Genomic DNA, 18632 nt, shown 5'->3' with positions numbered 1-18632 from the left:
GCTTCATGACCGACCTAATTCCCACGATTACAACGCTAAGAAAAGAACTTTTGAATATCATGGAAACGCACGATGCGGAACTTTCGGGGTTTTCCGAAACGTTATCCGGCACGACGGATTATCAGGCCTATTTTGAGCAGCTGTGGTGTGGCGGCTGGGCCCGGACCGACTATAACGTCTACGTAAATCCTAATAATCAACACCAAAATTTACAGGTTACGGCGGGTTTTTTCTACGAATATATTATGAAGAAGAACGGGACAGATATTGAGGCAATCGGAACCCGAATTTTTCAGTTGGTCAACATTTTTAAAAAATTCCAGACGCATGTGGTGACTGAACTTTCGATCATCAGAGATGAAGAAAAATTGGGTAATGAAATAGCACTTTTAGAAAAGATAGAAAAATTCAAATGGGGTTTCGAGGCAGCTGACTATGCTAAATTAAGAAGGCCCGCACAAATGCCTGTCTATGATATGAGCGTGCTGAGCCGCGGCATAGAGGTTCCGCCGCATATCCAGGCCTGGGCATATATCACTTCTTTGCAAACCAAGGCAGCATCGCCGCGAAACTTCGGTGACATGGTTACCCAATTGCTGCGACAGATCGAGTTGAAATCACCAAAAAACTATGGTTCGCGAACAGACTTTACCGAAAAAATATTAGCTGATATTTTCGAGAGTTTCCACAGTTTTTGCAGGCAGTTACGAAACCGGCATGACAGCAGGCCTGAATTTGAAGTGAATGATGAATATGATGTACAGGATCTGCTTCATGCAGTACTTAAACTGCACTTTAGAGATGTAAGGGAAGAAGAATATACCCCTTCGTATGCCGGTAGTTCAAGCCGCGTGGATTTTCTTTTAAAAAATGAACAGATCGTTATCGAGGTAAAAAAAACAAGGCAGGGATTAGCGGATAAACATATAGGTGATCAGTTGATCCTGGACGTTGCCCATTACCGGAACCATCCCGATTGTAAGGGCCTTATTTGTTTTGTTTATGATCCCGAAAACCGGGTTAAAAACCCGCGAGGCCTTGAAAACGATCTGCGCAAGCTGTCGGATGATCAAATGCCTGTGGAACTCTTTATCCGCCCGTAAATCGTTGCAAGGAACAACCGAAAAATTAATATTTTAGCATTTATGGAAAATGATCAAATCCGCAGATCAAATTTTTATCAAAAAAAATCGGTAAAGTACCGCTGCGCAAATAGGCTGCGTAGACCAGCATTTATTTTGTTTAAGTATTTCTCATAGCTTTCTCATAGGGCACAATGGAGCTTTAACTATTTGGGCTTTAAAAATTTAAGATAATGAATGGTCTTCAAGAAATGATACTTATAGGTGAGATTGTCCTACAATCTAAAATTGCAAAGCGAGCAGCTCAACGTTTGTATGCAACTCATGAATGTTTTGATCATGTTGAAACCTGGTGCTCGGTTCAGTCCATACTGGTATCCGTAGGTATTATCTCAAAAATTCTTTGGCCTGACAAAAAGTATAAACAGCGGGGAGTCGAACTACGGCAACTGCTCAAAGTTGAAGCCAGCAACCCGCTTTCCAATCGTTCATTTCGTAACCATTTCGCGCATTATGATGAGCGCGTGGAACAATATTTTCAGTATAACGGGCAAGGTTCCTATGTCGATCTGGCAATGAACCCTCACCTGAACAGCGGGATATTTGGCGATCCTCCAATGTACACGCACAGGGGTTATAATGCTTTCAATAATACAATAGTATTTCGCGATGAAACCCTCGATTTAAACGAATTATTGGCAGCGCTTGACACGCTACTAACAAACTGCAAACCGTATGCCTTAGGAATTGATTCTGAGTCATAAGTTTGTAGACAATAATCGTGTTCAATCACCCATAATCCGTTATCGAAGACTAACCGGTAATATGTATCATCGGTAAAACTGTACGTTCATCGACAACAATAGGCCGACTTGTGAAACTGTTATTGTTTTGCTAGTAATGTGCGGCTAAAGTCGCGTTTTTGCGAAGTCATAGCGTATTGAACCGCTGGCAGTCGGTTCCGCTGATTCTATCATTTTGTAAAGTTCGTCCCTATCAATCTTGTATACCAAATTGTTGATTTCATCGTCTTCAAGGTTGCTTGTATTTTCAGTTACTCTTTGAAATGCCTTATCGGATTTCTTTTTTACAGCTTCCTGAACATGTAAGCACAGTTTTTTAAATTCCTCCAACTTAGGCGTCATGGTTACCACATGCGACATTTGACAATTGATGTCAATACCCAAATTTACCCAACCTGATGCCACCACTGTACCAACAATATAACAGCGGTCAAATTCATTACCGGCGTGAGCTATGTAGCCGTTTCTTAAATTCATTATCCGTTCATGTTCATCGATTAATTTTTGCTCTGCACCCTTAAAAACATCATCAAAATTTAAACTTGGTCTTGCGCCTTCGTTCTGCGTAAAACATTTGGCAAAAGTTACGATTGAAAAAAACATCAAACTTTGTTGTACGATCAACTTGTACTCATAACTTGCCATCTGTTCAATGGATTCTAAAACAAGATCAAGGTCTTTTTTAATTAATGTAAAGCCAGCAAACCGTTTGGCTTCTGGTGTTTCTATCAACATAAAATTCCTGATAAAACCGTGCTCGTTAAGCGACAGTCTTATCATTTTACCGTCTTTAGTTTTCGCAAATAAATTATTATAACCAATCATTGATTTTAACGTTAGCGTATTCTAAAGTTATTGAAATGCTTGCGCATATCACAACCTAAACAACCGATACTTTCAGACACCCTTTTCGTGTATACGTTCTACAGGAACAAGTTCAAACAGACATACCTATGAGCACAGGTAGAAAGGAATTTATTATCCTAACTTTTAGCCGATAATTAGATATTGTCGGCTTCAATATCAGTTACAACTTGCCCACGATCGGGTTTGTTTTCTTTTCAACGATAGATAACTATTTATTATCCGAAATAACTCTTGCCCATTAGCTATTGAATTTAATTAGAATTGCATTCATTTTCTTACTTAGTAGAAAATAACTAATTTTAAATATGCGTGAGATCGAACCGCCGTTCGAAATTGATTATACTGGTTTGAGATTGTCTGTAACTGAACATGAAATCAGTGACGAGCGCGTGTTCCATATCAGCTTTGGAGGCGTCAAAAAAGACCTGACTATTGCTGTGGGTCTGAGCGGCGGTAAAAAGGTGTGGATGTCCATTCCGCAAGGACGGCAGCTGGAAGCAGAACAAATCGGCAAGTTAATTGCTAATTATATCAGGAATAAAAGAAAGGAATAAAGATGTGCTATTATAACGGACAAAAAGTAACGAGGGCAGAATTCATCCGGTTGAAGAATTTGGAGAAGGAAGTGCGACGCTATAACTTTTTAAGTACCGGTGTTCATAACGGGTTCAATTACGCGCCCTGCGCGATTTTGGTGATCTCCGAAGATGGGAAGGACTTCGACATTGTACAGGCGGAATGGGGTTACGTGCCTGGGTTTATTAAGACCCGCGCCGAAGCGAATATATTCCGGGCAAAATACACTACCCTAAACTTCAAATCCGAAAACCTATTTGTCAAAGAGGACGGTAAGCGTTCTATGTGGGCCGATGCGGCCAAGAACCGGCGTTGCCTGGTGCTGTCGACCGGCATCGTAGAGTCGCGCCATATTCCCAAAATCGGCAAGAAGGGACAAGAACTGAAAGAAACGATTAAGTATCCTTATCAGGTAAGCGTAAAAGGCCATAGCTATTTTTATTTACCTGGTTTGTACAACGAGTGGCTCGATCCGGAAACGAGCCAGTTTGTCAATACAGTTGCATTGGGCGTGACAGCTGCTAACCACGTAATGAACCAGATTCATAATACTAAGAAGAGAATGCCAACCATTTTAACAGAGGATCTGGCCTGGGAGTGGCTAATGGAAAAACCAACCGAAGAGCGTTTAAGCCAGATCGCCAGAACGCAGATTCCATCAAGTTATCTGGAATTTTGCACGATAGACCCTGATTATCGAAAAACGCTGGAGGCGACTCCGCGGGACTATCCGGAATTATCCGGTATAGATACTGCCGGAGCCTTAGCAGAAACGTTGGATTTCAATTTTTGGCCTGCGTTGGAACTGGCCATTCAGGAACCGACTGAGGAAGTATTGGCAGGGCCAGCAATTGGCGACCAGAGTGTATTGTTCGGTAGGCAGGGTGATCTGGGTTTTTAATGCCCACTCTATCTGAAATTCCGACTTTTCGGAAATGGCTTTTGTAGATCTTCGGCGTTCAACGTATTTTCAAAATAAGCGTCGGCATACGGATCGATCTTCTTCGCTGACGCTGAGTTTTTGAGCTTGCGGGCTTGTCCCGCCATATCATGGCTGAGCTGGCCGACCAGCCGCGAATAGTCATAACACTTTGTTACGATCAAATGGGTAGTTTCTCCTTCTTGCTGAACACGCCCTTCTACGCAAAGCACATCGGAGTATAGAATTTCCTTTGCAAATTTCTTGAAATTTTGCTTGAAAACAACGAGGTTACAGGTATCCTCTTCATCTTCCAGCGTGATAAAGCAGACCCCTTTAGCAGTGCCGGGGCGCTGGCAGAACAACATAATTCCGGCCAAACGAACGTATTGCCCATTTTTTGCTTCTTTCACTTGTTTGGTACTCTTAACCCAAAGCTTTTGCAATTGGGGTCGGAGGAAACTCATTGGGTGCGCCTTGATCGATAACCCGGTGGTCGCATAATCTTGCAGGACATGTTCTGAAAGCTGCATAAAAGGCAGCTGTAATTGCGGTTCAAAAGCACTGTTCGATGCCTGACCTGAGAACAATCCAATAGGCCGGTCTTTGAGCGCTTCCGCTTCCCAAAGTGCCTGGCGGCGATCAAGGCCAATGGAACGAAAAGCATCCGCTTTCGCTAATAGAACAATTCCGGCCTGCGAGACGCCGGCTTCTGCAAGCTGTTCCATGCTTGTAAAAGCTTTGGTTCTGGCCGCTGAAAGAAAATGAATGTCTTCTTCCCGCAAACCTTTCACCTGACGGAAGCCTAAGCGCAAAGCGCAGTACTTACCAGCTTTTCCTTCAAGGGTATAGTCCCATTTTGAATAATTAATATCGATATCGTGTAACCGTACGCCATGTTTAGCAGCATCGCGAACCAGTTGCGCGGGCTGATAAAAACCCATAGGCTGACTATTGAGGATCGCTGCCGCGAACACATCGGGATAATAACATTTGATCCAGCAGGATACATACACGAGATGGGCAAAACTAATAGCATGACTTTCGGGAAAACCATAGCTTCCGAAGCCTTCCAGTTGTTTAAAAATGCGTTCAGCGAATTCCCGGCTGTAACCCCGTGAGGTCATGCCGCTAATGAGCTTATGTTCGAATTTGGTAACCAGCCCGTTAAACTTAAACGTTGCCATGCTCCTTCTAAGCAGGTCAGCCTCGGTTGGTGTGAAGCCCGCTGCGACGATGGCCAGCTCCATCGCTTGTTCCTGAAAAAGCGGGATACCGAGCGTGCGTTCCAAAATGACCTTGATCTCATCCGACTCATAGGTAACGGCTTCCAGCCCCTGTCGCCTCCGTATATAAGGATGTACCATATCGCCTTGTATCGGACCGGGACGCACTAACGCGACCTGGATTGCCAGATCATAAAAGTTCTTGGGTCGCAATTGGGGGGACATCACCATCTGCGCGCGGCTTTCGACTTGGAAGGTACCCATGGTATCGGCCTCCGTTACCATTTCAAAAACCCTGGGATCATCCTGAGGAATGTTAGCCAGCGTTAGATCCAAACCATGATGCTTTCTCGCCAGGTCGAAAGCTTTGCGGATGCAAGTGAGCATCCCGAGAGAAAGCAGGTCGACCTTCATAAATCCAAGCGCGTCAATATCGTCCTTGTTCCATTCAATATTCGTGCGGTTGATCATCCGGGCATGAAAAACGGGGCACAGGTCGCTGAGTTTACCTTGCGTAATGACAAAACCGCCAGTATGCTGGCCGAGTTGCCGGGGAAATCCGATCAACTGGCTTGTTAATTCGATCACTTTCAGCAGATGGCGTTCACGTGGATTTAGTCCCAGTTTAATTATCGTTTCCTCATCGATATGGTCATCAGCCAATTCTTCGAATGCTTTGGAAAGCTTTTTGACGGTATCGACCTGTAAACCCATCGCCCTGCCGACATCCTGTATCGCACCTTTGCTCTGCAGTACGGTGACTGTAGGAAGGATAGCCGCACGATCACGGCCAAATCGGTTGAATACATACTGCATGACTTCTTCCCGCCGTTCGTGCTCGAAATCCACATCGATATCCGGTGGTTCCGGGCGGTCATCAGACATGAAGCGTGAAAACAGCAGCCGGTACTTCATCGGGTTGACCGGCGTTATTCCCAAGCAATAGCACATAGCCGAATTAGCAGCTGATCCACGGCCTTGGCAAAGGATCTTTTGCGAACGTGCCCAGGCAACATAATCATGCACCGTCAGGAAGTATTTAGCATGTCCGCGGCGCTTGACAAAGTCTAGTTCGAAATGCAATTGTTTCTCCAGTTTGGGTGCCAGTGTTTGTCCGAAAAATTCGTGCGCGCCCTTAAAAGTGATCTCCGCCAGGTAATCGTCCGCGGTCATGCCATTGGGCACCAGTTCATCCGGGTACTCATACTGCAGGCTTTTCAGATCGAAGTTACATGCATCTGCGATCTTCTGACTATTAGCGATGGCTTCGGCATAAGTATGGAACAACCGCGCCATTTCTTCAACGGGTTTGAGGTATCGTTCCGCATTTTGATGCAATAAATATCCGGCGTCAAAAATAGTGCGCTTGGCTTTTACGCAAGTAAGCACGTCCTGTAGTTCGCGACGCGACGGATCATGGTAATAAACGTTATTTGTCGCAACCATCGGTATATTCAGTTCCGACAGTAAAAACAAGCGTTTCGCATCACCATCAGCAAACGTACGACTGGCCGCGATATAAAGATTTTGAATACTCTTCCGAAATTCAGCCGCGTCATTCTTAAACTTATGTGGTAGCTCGAAATCAGCGGTGATAATATCGGGCGGGACCATGACGAAAATGCTGCCTTCCGCATACTGGTAAACGTCCGCTTTATAGAGGTAGCACTTTTCTTTCTCGGCGCGAAGATTGCCTAAAGTGAGCAAACCGGATAAACGTGAATATGCAGCCTGGTCAGTTGGATAAGCCAATAAGCTCGGTCCGTCAATCAAGTCAAGCCGGACGGCCGGGATAAACTTAATGCCGCGATCTTTGGCAACCACATAAGCACGCACCACGCCGGCAAAAGTATTACGATCGGTGAGCGCAATAGCGGTGTAGCCGAGATCTGCCGCCGTATCGACGAGTTCCTCCGGGTGGCTTCCGCCCAGCCGAAAGCTAAAGTTGCTGGTAACCTGCAGCTCTGCGTAACTCATGGGAAATAGCCGTGAATGAACCAACGCCTAGTCTGCCCGGGTTGACCGATAGCGGTACCAAATAGCCAGTAACGCATACCCTCTTCATCCTCGGCGACGTAATAATCCCGGTAACCACCATCTTCGATCCACCATTCATGACTGATCCGTTCTGGCCCGTCAGCACTCACAATAATGTGCCGCTCGTTACGATAAATAAATTGCTTTGGCGCGTAATCCGGCGTAAGTGCCATTGCCTCAATAGGCTCGGGTGGATCAAGCAATTGAACCGGTCTTATTTTATCGTCCTGCCATTCACTTTCCGGTGCTTTCTTTAGGTCTGTAGTGTTACCGGCAACCCGCTCTGGCCAATGGTGTTCCTGTGGCAAATAGCGATGGATGTGATCCTTTCCTACCCGCGCTGCCAGGTTATCCAACAGTTCAGCTACCTGCGCACTGTCAGGTGTCGGCTGTCCATTCCAAAGCAAGTTCTGTTTATCACTGGTAGGTTCTGTTTTTGTAGCGTCGAGGATAAACAGTTCGATACCGAGACCTGGTGCCACCAAATCGAACTGTAGGGCGAACAGTTTAAAGATATGTTCTGTACGCTGGCTGGGATGATTGGTACCAATAACTAACTGACCTGATTTACCATCAATACGACAATAAGTTAAGATAGCTGCACGCAAGCCTAAGCCTTCGCCATACAGTCTTTTGCAAAGCCGGTCGATTACTGTATGTGCGCCATGTTCGATGGCATCGCGCGTACGTATTGGTTCGAGACAAGCCAGGCGTTCCGTATAGGGCACTGGCTCTTTCAAGGGTAATAGAAATTCGGCTTCCTGGCCAAGGGCTTGATAAAGCCGCAGGATCATATTACCCCCGAAACGCCGCTTGAGCACGGATTTGGGGAGGTGGATAAAACTGGCGACATCATAAAAACCCAATTGATTCAGTTTAAGGAGCAAATCCATGCCAAGCCTTAACGAAGATGGTGGCAGTGGCATCAGCGCATTACGTTGGCCACCCGGCGGCACGATTAGTCCCGATTCCGCGCAACGTGCAACTGCCCAGGCGCAGCCGATGGTATCAGCGATGCCCGGACGGATGTTATAACCAAGGGCTCGCAAACGTCCGACCATGTCTTTAAGGAATTCACTTTCGCCACCTTTAAGATGCGTACAACCGGTCACATCCAGCAGCAAACCGTCGGGCGGATCAATCATCACAAGCGGCGTGTAACGCAAACACCATTCGGCCAGCCCTTTTAGTAATTTAACATTGCGTCCCGGTTTAGTTTCAAGTAGCTGAATACCCGGTGCGACCACACGAGCATCTGCCGCTGTCATCCCCGGTTTGACACCGCAGTTTGTCGCATGGATATTCATGGCGGTGATAAGCAGTCTGCCATGATCAGGCTCAGTAAACGCAACAGGCACTTCCCGGAGCGACTTTTGGCGAATAGCCTCGCGGTCGGTCAGTAAGTACTGGAACCATATGGACACAAAGCGCTTAGGCATAGCGTCGTTTCGGATTTGATTGTGAAATTTCTGTTTGCGGTTGCAGATATTGAAAAGCATTGTTCTTCCATTCCAACGTCCACGAGCCTGGCTGCCCGTTTTTCACTTTAAGCAAGTCCACCTGCCAGCGAGGATGGCCAACACCGGGCATACCGGGCCTAAGTTTACTACGGAGCGGCTTGACCGTCCAGCGTGCGCAGCATGCAGTGGTGTTCTCCCTCTTGACATCTTTGCGCAAGATAAATCCTGTGACTTCGCTCTGTTCAATAGCCAGTTGCAACCGTCTGGACTCCATAAAGCTAAGTAGACGTGTTTCACAAATAACGGCGGCTATCCCGCTACATTTCAGCGCTTCTTCGGTTGCCCATAGCACATCTTTTTCCCGGACCACATCAACAAAAATTATACGGTCGGGATTAACACCAAAGCGTTTGAGTGCGGGCGGGTAAATTCGCCGGGTATAGCTCACCCAAATGCACACCCCACCCTTTTCCAATAACGTCTGCATGATCCCGGCTATAAAGCCGCCGATAGCTGCCGTAAATTCAGGGCGCGTGCTGATAAACTCATGCAGGACACCAGTCGGAAAGATTCCATTCGGAAAGGCACTTTCAATCGGCCCCAGCCCAAAATTGCTACTTTCGCCTGTTTGTGGGGGGCGAAAACCTTCCCAGGCAGCAATGTCACTGCGAAGGCGTGCGATGATTTCTTGTTTTGTGGTTATCATGGGACATCAATTTTTAAATAATGGCAACTGGTTCAGTGGCAAACTTACCCGATGATTATGGTCATATATTGCCTGAACGATGACCAATAATTCTTCTCCTGTAAAATCTTCTTCAATAGCCTGTATTGCCTCAAAACTAAAGTCCGGATGCTTAGGGTCGTCCTCAATATTGACTAAAACCACTGCTTGCCGCAGGTTTATCCGCACATCATAGTGCATACTCCCGTGTTCGTCAGCGAGATAATCCAATTGTTCAACTTGCAGGCTGACAGGGATATTGTTTAATTCGATAAGAAGATCAAATGGCACCATAATCATTCAAATTTGGGACTATAAAGTTATGCTAATATTTTTAGCATTATTACTACCTTTTTTACATTTTTTTTCCACTTTTGTTTTTATGAGAAACAAGATCACCCCGAATATTCCTAAAACGTTTAAAATATCAACTGAAAGATGGGTGCGAATTTTTCCGGATGAAGGCGAGCGCTACCGCTTGTATGATCCTATGGATGAGATTGAATTGGGCTGTATTTTATTTGACGTAAATGGTTTTTGGATTTATGAAGGTGAACTATTGTCCGTTGCTGAACAGGAAGAGGTTGCCGGTTTCATCGCCGGCTATGAGAAAGAAATGGACGAACTATTGAAAACCATCAAGGATGCTTGAGCGAGCAATTAAGTTTGTTTGAGGATACTGGCTAGGTCGCTGTCATTAGCCAGGCAACAAAAGAGCGGACAACCAGCCAAACGATAAAAGGTTTGATTTTGTTAACTTTGGCAAATGGAAACAGGGATTCCCGGATTGAGTTGGGATGAATCAAAACTCAAGGGCTTTAAAGTACATCAATTATCTCCGTCAGTAGATGCTCCGGCTAGAACGGGCCGGCGTGATTTTTATAAAATGGGACTAGTAAACGGTGATATGACAATCGACTATGGCGGTCAAATGGTAGAAATCAAAGGCACCGTCCTCTTTTTTGTGAATCCAAAAGTAGCTCATTCCATTGTTCGGCGTGTGAACCGCACAAGCGGGTACGCCTGCATTTTTACCGAAAGCTTTATTAATACCCGTGAATTGCAGGAGTCCCCCCTATTCCGCGTTGGGGATAATCCGGTTATTCCCCTGAACGAAGATGAAGCATCCTTTATAGGAAGTATTTTCATGAAAATGCTAACGGCATACAACGGCGACTACCCTCATAAAGCGGATATGATTAAAAGCTGCATCGCTCTAATTCTTCACGAAGCATTGGAGATACAACCGCCGCAACGAACTAAGGCTTTTCTAAATGGCACAAGCCGCATCGCGCACCAGTTTATTGACCTGCTGGAAAGGCAATTTCCAATCGAACGAAGCAATGACCCGCTCAAACTTCGGAATCCACAAGACTATGCGACGAGCCTGGCCGTTCATGTTAATTATTTGAACCGCGCCGTAAAAGAGGTAACGGGCAAACCGACGTCTACACATCTGGCCGCCCGTATTACGGCGGAAGCAAAAGCACTTTTGAAGCATACAGACTGGAGCGTAGCGGATATCGCATATGCATTGGGGTTCGACTACCCGGCTTATTTCAATAATTATTTTAAGCGGATTACCGGAACTACACCCAATTCTTTTAGGAAAGTTTGATAATCATAGTTATTGGTTTGATTGTAAAGTATCCTGATCGACAAATACGTCGAACTTTGGTTTATGAAAATTTTAGTTACAGGAGCAACAGGAAAGGTCGGGAGCAGGTTTGTCCCCCGCCTGATCGCCAAAGGCTATGACGTTACCATATTAGTACGGGATGCGTCCAAAGCATTACCGGGAGCAAAAGCGGTGGTCGGCGATCTTTATGACCCGGATACGTTACCAGCCGCAGTAAAAGGTATGGACGCCGTTATTCATTTAGCCGCTTTATTCCGAACGTTTACGGACAACGAAGGCATCGTTAAAACCAATCATACCGGTACTGTGGCCTTGGCGCAGGCTGCCGAAGCAGCAGGCGTTAAACGTTTTATATTTGTCAGCACGAGCAACGTCTACAGTTCCGGTTACGGACATCCGGCAAAGGAGGATGATATCGTTGACATTAATGATCCCAGAGCGTATGCGTCCAGCAAGATTGCAGCTGAGCAAGCTTTACTGAAAATGGACCTGGACCTGCGCGTACTTCGTTTGGGCTTTGTTTATGGCGATGAGGATCCACATATCGCGGAAATCATGCCAATATTGAAAAACTGGGGACGCCACTCAGGTTCCAGGATGCACATGGTCCATCATCTGGATGTCGCGCAAGGGTTAATTTTATTATTGCAGCAAGATGGTCTTAATGGGGAAATATTCAATATCGTGGATGACGCGCCTATCACGCTTTATGAACTGGCAGAATCGGTGGGGAAGGCAAAGGAGATATTTGATCATGTCGAGGGGCCACTCGACGACCCGTTCGATGGCATTATCAATTCGGAGAAACTTAGAAAAATTGGTTTCAGGCCCTTGGTGCCGAGTTTTTATGTAGCCAGAGATTTAGATATTTTATAGGAAAATGAAAGCCCCCTCGCACTCGCTGCCAGGGGGCTTCAACCTAAACCTTATCACAATAAAGCGGATTAAGCAATCCACTTTAGAAAGCGCAAAATATAAAATAGTAAGAAGTATATCAATGATACTGACGCTGAAAAGCAGTGCTTCTCATGTATTCATTAAACCGCTGTTCATAAAACCGTTGTTCTTCCCTTCTGCGGTTAATTACCCCACAACGCCAAAAACATAACACCCAAGTTAAGGCCACAACACCAAATAAGGTAAATGTTTCTTTTCTAACCTCAGCTTTTTTCATCGCTTGTTCTTTGGCTGGTAATTTACTATCCAATTTTTGATGAGCATTGCTCGCTCCCAACATGCCGAAAAACGCAAAAGTGGAGATTAGACAGGCCAATAAAAAGTTTCGTACTATAGCTCTCATGGTATTGTAAATGATCTTAAAGTTACTAATAATGTTAGCTTAAATCAAATATTTTGACATTTTTATCGTGGTAAACTGGTCACAACTTAGTCGCTTGAATAAAGATAAAGTACCAAATTTTTAAAAAATGTGACATCAAAAAAAATCCTAATTCAATTCAAGTATTTTATTCACTTTCCTCGCTTCCTGAACCCTTTCCCGTATCGTTTCTATAATATTTGATAAGGGTATCCCCCGTAACCATATTACCGGATTTTCAGGATCGGTGCTTTTCAGCGTAACATCCATCAGACGGAAAACTTGGAGCACAAAAGATTGCGTAATGATGTAATCCTTGACCCTGTACATCTCGACCTGATCGATGCGTTTGAAAAAGATGCCACGGCTGATCCTGATGTATTCTCTACCGATCAGATATTCGCAATTCCTAAGAAACAACACCCGGTACCAGGCAAATCCGGCAACGCCTATTCCAAAGACGATGAAATATGGAGAAAGCTTCCAGGCTAAAAAGAGAAATGTTAAGGCCAGTGCCAGCAGTGGCAGTATTTTTAAGAAAGCAAAAAGCACGGATGGCTTAAGCAGAATATCATCTTGATGTGTCATATTTTAATTCATCTAAAAAAGTAAGTTGATTAAGTGGTTTACAGGTGCGGATCATGGTGCGAACGCCGAAGGCGGTTTCAAAAGCATGTAAGCTTAATTTATCCTCTTCGAAAACTATTTTTTTTTCTTTCAGCCAGGCAATAACATGACCTTCCTGAAAGGACAGCTTTACGGATTTGTCCCTGATTGCTGCGGCAACCTTAATGTCAGTTACCCTGCCGATCAATTCATTGCCAAATGCCAAAGTGAACTGCCGGCCTTTAAGATTTTTTTTTATCCATTTGAGCTGGCCATCTCCCACCCTCGCCCCGGTGGCAATAAAAAGCAATTCCTTATAATTTGGAAAGTTCGCTTGGTTGAGCGTAAGTAAGGCAATGGCTTCCATAGCGGAAAAAGTAATGATCACTTGTCTAGCAAAAAGATCACCAGCCGTCCACAAGTTGTTGGTTACCGGCACGCGGTGTAAGGTTTCCCTAAAGTATTCGCTTTCATTGCCGAAATCAAAAATGGGTTCCTCCACAGCAAAGAATTGCTGAATTTTTGGAGGAACGCCAAGTTTTGTTAAATAACCATTCATCAGCGAGAGCCGCCACGGGTGTAAGTACGGCTAATTTGATTCGGCACATGACCGTTTTGCTGCTCCATTGCATCCTGGACCGCATGATAATAGCCAGGGCTTAACTTAGCGGCGTCGACCTCATTCCGTTTTTGGTTGAATAACATGTTCAAGCCTTTATAAATCACATAAGTCAATCCGCCGTCTATCAGTATGGAAGCAACCAGTGCCAGTTTATTTGCCCGTATGCCATGGGTATCAGTAGCCGAAAAACCAAAAGTGGTTTTATCCGGTAAAGTAACCTCTTTACCCCTGCGGTAATTCTCCTTTTGCGCAGCGGTCAAAAATTGCAGGTTAACCATATCCGGTGCCAGGATCTTTTCGGTGTCCGAAACGATAAATTCCCGTGTTTCCGCGTCATATTCCACCAATAGCTCCTTTTTGTTGCCCTTGTCGTCAGTAGTAGTTTTCAGATAATTGGCAACTTCTCCCTTCTCCAGCTTTTGAGCCTCGTTATCATCCAGAAAGGAAGGTGTCGTGGGCTTTTTGTAAACGGGGTGTATCAGCAAATTGATTTTACCATTCTCGTCCGGTTTCAAAGAAACTTTGGCATCCATTGACTTAATCTTAATGTTCTCGGCTTCCAGGTTTTGCAACTGCATCAAACCAGTCCGTCTGCCGGAGAGCAGCGCCTTCAAATCATCTACATTTAGCAGCAGCTGACCACCCGCAGCAAGTCCGATGGTCTCCAAATCCTGGATCGGGAGCATCTTTTCGTTATAATGAATAACATCCATTTTATCTGCCTATTTTATTTCGTGATACACTTACTTCCTCGGCAGCTTCCTCTGCTACCAATTGCTGCTCGGCAGGGTTATTTTTTGCATTGACAAGCGATTTAAAAATACCGTCCGTTTGTTTCAGGTTAAACTTATTGCCTTCGATGTCCTCCATTTTAAAGGTTTTACCTTTGATGTCAAGCACCTTGTAAACATTGTTGTTATAGGCGATTTCATCGCCTTTGGCTAAGGTTGTGGCCTCCCCGCCCTTTTCTGCAACCACGTTATCTTGTGGAGCTTTATTCTCCTGCTTTAAATCGCGTTTTTCACCAAGATCAAGCACGAAGTCGTATATTTTTTGGGCGTCCGCAGAGGCGCGAAACAGTTCAAAAGGTTCGTCTTTTAATATCTTGACCCAGCTATTCACATAAGCCGCGTGCTGGCCGAAGTTGTGCCCGATGTTTAATTCGCTGCCAATCATCAGGGATGCAATTTCCGCACGCAATTCTTCACGCGCATATTGCTCAGAGCCAAATCGTCCTTCCATCGGCCGGTTTAAACGGCTTTCATGACCCGACCAATGGCCGAGCTCATGTAATGCCACGGCATAGTATTTAGTTTCATTATCAAATTGCTCTTTAAAAGGCAACTGTATCACATCTTTCGCTTTGCTGTAATAAGCCTCGTTTCCACCGTGATTGATATTGGCCTGGCTGGCTGCCAGCAAACTTTCTGCCCGTTCTATAGGCGTCCATTTTTGCTCCGCGCGGTGTTGAGCGAGGTAATCGGCTAAAGGGGGTACACCGTTGATCTGCTCGGCGTTGAACACCCAGGCATTGGTGATGATCGGCTTTTCCAAAGCGGTTACACGCGTTTGGGTTTGACCGTTCTCATCTTTGATCTTATCGCCATTCACATCCCGCATGGCTTCCATGTTAGATGTTTTGACAAAGTTGATCAATGTTGCTTTAGCACCTTTTTCTACCGTAAAACCGGCATAGTCTGCCTGCTTTAAAGTCATCCAGCGGGGATCCTGGTAACCCTGCATGGAAAGCCATAGGGCATTCATACCCCGATAATTTTTGTTAGTAGTAGGGTTAACAGGAATAGTAAATGCCGGAGCATCTGAATCGTTCCATGGTTTTTGAAATGGCGATGTGCCCTCCTTCAATTCTGCGATGAGCTTATTAGCAATTTGCTCATGCAGCGGTTTAAAATTTTTGCTCATGATTTGTAGTTTTAAATATTTCGTATAAAAAATTCAATGGGTTGAGATAGCATCTCCGGTAGCGGACGCTGAAATGCAGATGTGCTGCTGTAACTTGACCTGTTGCGCCGCTAATAGCTATGGACTGGCCTGCGCTTACTGAATCCCTCGGTCTCACCAGTGGTTTATATAAATGACCGTATATCGTGGTAACCTCCCCATGATCTAAGCTGATGGCCGTGCCAAAAGCAACATCAGCGCGTACTGACCGGACTACCCCGTTAAGCACCGCATAAACCGTGTCATGATTAGCCCTTAGATCAACACCGTTATGATATTCCATCCTGCCCGTAAGCGGGTGAATTCGGTAACCAAACGGAGAAGTAACGGTCAGCGATTTTAGTGGCAAGCAAACGATATATACGGCGATGATCGTTTTCATCGGGTATATGCTTTATCAAGCACCTGTTTTTCAGCTTCTTTTACCGGTTGTATGGATTTATCCCATATGGCTGGATTTTGCCCGGCAATTTCAAGTGCCTGCCATTGGGCGGTGCTGGTACCCCGGTCTAAAAGCATGCTGATCTTGTATAGATCCTTGAAGTTATCCAGAGGCATTGCTGAACCGTTAGCCATCAGGTCATCCAATATGGCTTTCTTGTCTTTGAGCTTCAATAAGAATTCTGGCGGATATATGCCCTCTTTACCATTATTAAAGGCCACATATATTTCTTTCGATTGCTCACGGTCATAGGTTACGATCGCAACTTTTCCCTGGCCGTTTGCAGGGTCGACGGTTAAATCCGGTCGCACAAGCACGAGCGTACCGTTTAGGTTTTGATTATTCATAATTTTTTGATTTAATGAATTTTATGATGCGGGTGGCGGGCGGAACTGAGTGACCATCTCTTGAATTTCCAGGCTTATTCGTGCGAAATTCTGCCGGAGTATTTCATCCTTCTTATCACCGAAATCGTAGTAGACAGGCAGTGGTCGATAAGCTCTTTCCTCCTTCGCAATTTCTTTGAGGTCAAGGGAGACGCGGCAGTTGACCGCAGAGGTTTCAAACTTTCCGGTATAGACCTCGCGAGCATCCGCGGCAATAACGCCAACCATTTCTCCGGCATTTAATGAAGCGATTTTCCCTGCCGGTATGAGCGCTTCCAGCTTCTCATTAAGAGAAGTTGAAGTTTTATTTCTGTCGATAGAAAGCCCCTCCCCGAGTTGTTTGGATTTGCCGAAAAGGCGTTCCAGCCACTCCAGGGTTTCCTTGTTGCGAACCGAACCTGATAAAACATTTCCTATTACGGCTGTAATGGTAGCGGCGGTGTCTTTCCCATATTGCTGGCTGAACTGCGGTAATTCCTGCAAGCCCATAAGCACAGCTACCTTATTACTTCTGGCAGTTGCGATCAGGTTTTCGACTTTATGCAGGAATAAAGTAGGCACCTCATCCACGATCAGTGCCGATGGCAGGTTGCCTTTGGTATTGATTAGTTTGGTCAGACGGTTGGTAATGATCGAATAGCAGGCTGAGTTGATGTTTTGTGTATTCGGATCATTGGCCAATACCAAAACGCCGGGATTTTCCTTGGCAGATATCTTTAGATCAAAATCATCCCCTGAAAACACCCAAAAGGTTTCTTTCGTCGCCAGCCTGCTGATAAATATCTTCAGCGTACCCACCTGGCCCTCCAACTGATCAAAAGCCTTGGCGTGATAGGCGCTCATGAATGGCGATAAAAGGGACTTTAATTCCTGTTCAGATACCAGGGCGTTAAAAATCTCCTCGTAAGATCGATTTAGTAAGGCTAGCACGTGCGGAAAACTGGAAAGCGTACCTCCTGCGTGCTTACTTAAAAAGTAAATACACGACGCGAGGAAATTAATGGCCGATTGCGTGAAAAACTGGTCGCTGCCGCCCGAGCGATCCCCTTTCTTAAGCGCTTCCACTAATGCTTCGGCAGTTTCCGCTGCATCTGCGAGGGATTTAATATAGTCAGCCCTCCAGGGATTGATGCGCCTGCTTTTCTCAACCTCGTTTAGGTTCAGGACGTGGAAAGTAAATCCTTTGAGTTTTCCCTGTTGTTTGTTTAAAAGGTAATGGTAATAAACGATGTGTCCGAGATCAGGGTATTTGAAATCATACAGACAGACGGTAAATTCCTTTGCAATTAGCTGCCGGATAAAGGGATTCACTACTGAAAAAGACTTACCCGAACCTGGGGTGCCGATGACAATGGTGCCGCGAAACACGTTGACAATGTTTATCCAACCATTCCTTACCTTCCCTTTGTGGTAAAAAAGCATGGGAATATTCACTGAATATGGTGTCTCGAGTTTTGTGACCGGTTGCATAAAGCTTTCTGCCTCGGTGTTCCATTGATCCTTACCCAAACCTGATTTGATGAGCTTGGATATGTTATCCATTGCCAGACTGGTCATCAGTGCACCGATAAATGAAAAAACGATATAGGTCAGGTTATACCAAGAAGTGTATGCGAAAGCCAGTAATGACGCACGCCCCTCGAAAATAATGCTGCCAAAAAACAATAACAGGCCAAGGCTTAACGGGTAAACGATATGTTTTTTAGGGTTAAGATCTATTTCCTTCCTCGCCAGCGTGCCGATGCTCACGAGGCACATCAGCGTTAGTGTTGTAAGCTTGCTATAGGCGAGATTGCTGTAAATAACGACCCGTGAAATTTTTTCAAGCGGGGCATAAAAAAAGCCCCAGAACGGGGCTTTGAGATAAACAAAGATGACTACTTCAAGTAGTACCGACAGATATATAGCAGTTTGCATAAACCCATGCAACTTCTGCTGCTCACGGGTTTCTTCCATAACGGTA

20 protein-coding genes are annotated in these 18632 nt (G+C 45.2%); 7 read left to right on the top strand and 13 right to left on the bottom strand.

Features of this window, described 5'->3' with window-relative positions; all coding sequences use genetic code 11:
• Positions 1-5 precede the first annotated feature (5 nt).
• Together AB6735_RS04025 and AB6735_RS04020 are read left to right on the top strand one after the other, a co-directional pair.
• Positions 6-1103: a hypothetical protein gene (locus tag AB6735_RS04025; protein WP_370994553.1), complete on the top strand. Its 1098-nt coding sequence runs from the start codon at positions 6-8 to the stop codon at positions 1101-1103.
• A 212-nt stretch (positions 1104-1315) separates the two neighbouring features.
• A complete protein-coding gene (locus AB6735_RS04020; RefSeq protein WP_370994552.1) occupies positions 1316-1846 on the top strand; it encodes a hypothetical protein in 531 nt (176 codons plus the stop codon).
• A 144-nt stretch (positions 1847-1990) separates the two neighbouring features.
• Here the strand turns inward: AB6735_RS04020 and AB6735_RS04015 are convergent, their stop codons facing one another.
• Entirely contained in the window at positions 1991-2710 is a 720-nt protein-coding gene (locus AB6735_RS04015; RefSeq protein WP_370994551.1) for a hypothetical protein, read from the bottom strand.
• A 347-nt stretch (positions 2711-3057) separates the two neighbouring features.
• Here AB6735_RS04015 and AB6735_RS04010 point away from each other — a divergent pair, with 347 nt between their 5' ends.
• Together AB6735_RS04010 and AB6735_RS04005 are read left to right on the top strand one after the other, a co-directional pair.
• Positions 3058-3306: a hypothetical protein gene (locus tag AB6735_RS04010; RefSeq protein ID WP_370994550.1), complete on the top strand. Its 249-nt coding sequence runs from the start codon at positions 3058-3060 to the stop codon at positions 3304-3306.
• A gap of 2 nt (positions 3307-3308) precedes the next feature.
• Positions 3309-4229: an SOS response-associated peptidase gene (locus AB6735_RS04005; protein ID WP_370994549.1), complete on the top strand. Its 921-nt coding sequence runs from the start codon at positions 3309-3311 to the stop codon at positions 4227-4229.
• An 8-nt stretch (positions 4230-4237) separates the two neighbouring features.
• Here AB6735_RS04005 and AB6735_RS04000 read toward each other — a convergent pair whose 3' ends face one another.
• The 4 genes from AB6735_RS04000 to AB6735_RS03985 are packed head-to-tail and all read right to left on the bottom strand — an operon-like array spanning position 4238 to position 9988.
• The gene (locus AB6735_RS04000) at positions 4238-7450 is read right to left on the bottom strand and encodes an error-prone DNA polymerase (protein WP_370994548.1); all 3213 of its coding nucleotides are present in this window, start codon (positions 7448-7450) and stop codon (positions 4238-4240) included.
• Positions 7447-8949 (bottom strand): DNA polymerase Y family protein, encoded by a 1503-nt coding sequence (locus tag AB6735_RS03995; RefSeq protein WP_370994547.1) that lies wholly within the window; start codon positions 8947-8949, stop codon positions 7447-7449. Before AB6735_RS03995 ends, AB6735_RS04000 begins: the two co-directional genes overlap by 4 nt.
• Positions 8942-9676 carry an ImuA family protein gene (locus AB6735_RS03990; protein WP_370994546.1) on the bottom strand — a complete coding sequence of 245 codons (735 nt, stop codon included), beginning with the start codon at positions 9674-9676 and terminating at the stop codon, positions 8942-8944. Before AB6735_RS03990 ends, AB6735_RS03995 begins: the two co-directional genes overlap by 8 nt.
• Positions 9677-9682: 6 nt before the next feature.
• On the bottom strand, positions 9683-9988 hold the full coding sequence (locus tag AB6735_RS03985) for a hypothetical protein (RefSeq protein ID WP_370994545.1): 306 nt from the start codon (positions 9986-9988) through the stop codon (positions 9683-9685).
• Positions 9989-10076: 88 nt separating this feature from the next.
• On the opposite strand from AB6735_RS03985, the gene AB6735_RS03980 reads away from it, so the two are divergent.
• The 3 genes from AB6735_RS03980 to AB6735_RS03970 all read left to right on the top strand — a co-directional run bounded on the left by AB6735_RS03980 (position 10077) and on the right by AB6735_RS03970 (position 12209).
• Positions 10077-10346, top strand: coding sequence for a hypothetical protein (locus tag AB6735_RS03980; RefSeq protein WP_370994544.1), 270 nt, complete (start codon positions 10077-10079; stop codon positions 10344-10346).
• Between the two features lie 114 nt (positions 10347-10460).
• Positions 10461-11312, top strand: coding sequence for a helix-turn-helix domain-containing protein (locus tag AB6735_RS03975; protein WP_370994543.1), 852 nt, complete (start codon positions 10461-10463; stop codon positions 11310-11312).
• Between the two features lie 63 nt (positions 11313-11375).
• Complete coding sequence (locus AB6735_RS03970; RefSeq protein WP_370994542.1) at positions 11376-12209, top strand: NAD-dependent epimerase/dehydratase family protein; 834 nt, start codon at positions 11376-11378, stop codon at positions 12207-12209.
• A gap of 118 nt (positions 12210-12327) precedes the next feature.
• Here AB6735_RS03970 and AB6735_RS03965 read toward each other — a convergent pair whose 3' ends face one another.
• The 8 genes from AB6735_RS03965 to AB6735_RS03930 form a co-directional block, all read right to left on the bottom strand.
• Positions 12328-12633 (bottom strand): hypothetical protein, encoded by a 306-nt coding sequence (locus AB6735_RS03965; RefSeq protein ID WP_370994541.1) that lies wholly within the window; start codon positions 12631-12633, stop codon positions 12328-12330.
• Positions 12634-12780: 147 nt separating this feature from the next.
• Positions 12781-13239 carry a PH domain-containing protein gene (locus AB6735_RS03960; protein WP_370994540.1) on the bottom strand — a complete coding sequence of 153 codons (459 nt, stop codon included), beginning with the start codon at positions 13237-13239 and terminating at the stop codon, positions 12781-12783.
• A complete protein-coding gene (locus AB6735_RS03955) occupies positions 13223-13816 on the bottom strand; it encodes a hypothetical protein (RefSeq protein WP_370994539.1) in 594 nt (197 codons plus the stop codon). The genes AB6735_RS03960 and AB6735_RS03955 overlap by 17 nt, the downstream gene beginning before the upstream one ends.
• Positions 13816-14592: a DUF4099 domain-containing protein gene (locus AB6735_RS03950; protein ID WP_370994538.1), complete on the bottom strand. Its 777-nt coding sequence runs from the start codon at positions 14590-14592 to the stop codon at positions 13816-13818. The genes AB6735_RS03955 and AB6735_RS03950 overlap by 1 nt, the downstream gene beginning before the upstream one ends.
• A 1-nt stretch (position 14593) precedes the next feature.
• Positions 14594-15802: an ArdC family protein gene (locus AB6735_RS03945; RefSeq protein WP_370994537.1), complete on the bottom strand. Its 1209-nt coding sequence runs from the start codon at positions 15800-15802 to the stop codon at positions 14594-14596.
• Positions 15786-16223, bottom strand: a complete 438-nt coding sequence (locus AB6735_RS03940) for a M23 family metallopeptidase (protein WP_370994536.1) — start codon at positions 16221-16223, stop codon at positions 15786-15788. Before AB6735_RS03940 ends, AB6735_RS03945 begins: the two co-directional genes overlap by 17 nt.
• On the bottom strand, positions 16220-16630 hold the full coding sequence (locus AB6735_RS03935) for a hypothetical protein (protein WP_370994535.1): 411 nt from the start codon (positions 16628-16630) through the stop codon (positions 16220-16222). Before AB6735_RS03935 ends, AB6735_RS03940 begins: the two co-directional genes overlap by 4 nt.
• A 21-nt stretch (positions 16631-16651) precedes the next feature.
• A complete protein-coding gene (locus AB6735_RS03930; RefSeq protein ID WP_370994534.1) occupies positions 16652-18625 on the bottom strand; it encodes a type IV secretory system conjugative DNA transfer family protein in 1974 nt (657 codons plus the stop codon).
• Positions 18626-18632: the final 7 nt, after the last annotated feature.

Source organism: Mucilaginibacter sp. RCC_168, from assembly GCF_041355315.1.
Taxonomy (GTDB): domain Bacteria; phylum Bacteroidota; class Bacteroidia; order Sphingobacteriales; family Sphingobacteriaceae; genus Mucilaginibacter.
This window is presented reverse-complemented; position numbering and strand designations above follow the sequence as displayed.

Coding starts and splice junctions, on each gene's coding strand:
- AB6735_RS04020 (WP_370994552.1), top strand. CDS start 1,316: ATGAATGGTCTTCAAGAAATGATACTTATAGGTGAGATTGTCCTACAA.
- AB6735_RS03930 (WP_370994534.1), bottom strand. CDS start 18,625: ATGGAAGAAACCCGTGAGCAGCAGAAGTTGCATGGGTTTATGCAAACT.
- AB6735_RS04015 (WP_370994551.1), bottom strand. CDS start 2,710: ATGATTGGTTATAATAATTTATTTGCGAAAACTAAAGACGGTAAAATG.
- AB6735_RS04010 (WP_370994550.1), top strand. CDS start 3,058: ATGCGTGAGATCGAACCGCCGTTCGAAATTGATTATACTGGTTTGAGA.
- AB6735_RS03950 (WP_370994538.1), bottom strand. CDS start 14,592: ATGGATGTTATTCATTATAACGAAAAGATGCTCCCGATCCAGGATTTG.
- AB6735_RS04025 (WP_370994553.1), top strand. CDS start 6: ATGACCGACCTAATTCCCACGATTACAACGCTAAGAAAAGAACTTTTG.
- AB6735_RS03955 (WP_370994539.1), bottom strand. CDS start 13,816: ATGAATGGTTATTTAACAAAACTTGGCGTTCCTCCAAAAATTCAGCAA.
- AB6735_RS03970 (WP_370994542.1), top strand. CDS start 11,376: ATGAAAATTTTAGTTACAGGAGCAACAGGAAAGGTCGGGAGCAGGTTT.
- AB6735_RS03975 (WP_370994543.1), top strand. CDS start 10,461: ATGGAAACAGGGATTCCCGGATTGAGTTGGGATGAATCAAAACTCAAG.
- AB6735_RS03985 (WP_370994545.1), bottom strand. CDS start 9,988: ATGGTGCCATTTGATCTTCTTATCGAATTAAACAATATCCCTGTCAGC.
- AB6735_RS03945 (WP_370994537.1), bottom strand. CDS start 15,802: ATGAGCAAAAATTTTAAACCGCTGCATGAGCAAATTGCTAATAAGCTC.
- AB6735_RS03965 (WP_370994541.1), bottom strand. CDS start 12,633: ATGAGAGCTATAGTACGAAACTTTTTATTGGCCTGTCTAATCTCCACT.
- AB6735_RS03935 (WP_370994535.1), bottom strand. CDS start 16,630: ATGAATAATCAAAACCTAAACGGTACGCTCGTGCTTGTGCGACCGGAT.
- AB6735_RS03980 (WP_370994544.1), top strand. CDS start 10,077: ATGAGAAACAAGATCACCCCGAATATTCCTAAAACGTTTAAAATATCA.
- AB6735_RS03995 (WP_370994547.1), bottom strand. CDS start 8,949: ATGCCTAAGCGCTTTGTGTCCATATGGTTCCAGTACTTACTGACCGAC.
- AB6735_RS03990 (WP_370994546.1), bottom strand. CDS start 9,676: ATGATAACCACAAAACAAGAAATCATCGCACGCCTTCGCAGTGACATT.
- AB6735_RS04005 (WP_370994549.1), top strand. CDS start 3,309: ATGTGCTATTATAACGGACAAAAAGTAACGAGGGCAGAATTCATCCGG.
- AB6735_RS03960 (WP_370994540.1), bottom strand. CDS start 13,239: ATGACACATCAAGATGATATTCTGCTTAAGCCATCCGTGCTTTTTGCT.
- AB6735_RS04000 (WP_370994548.1), bottom strand. CDS start 7,450: ATGAGTTACGCAGAGCTGCAGGTTACCAGCAACTTTAGCTTTCGGCTG.
- AB6735_RS03940 (WP_370994536.1), bottom strand. CDS start 16,223: ATGAAAACGATCATCGCCGTATATATCGTTTGCTTGCCACTAAAATCG.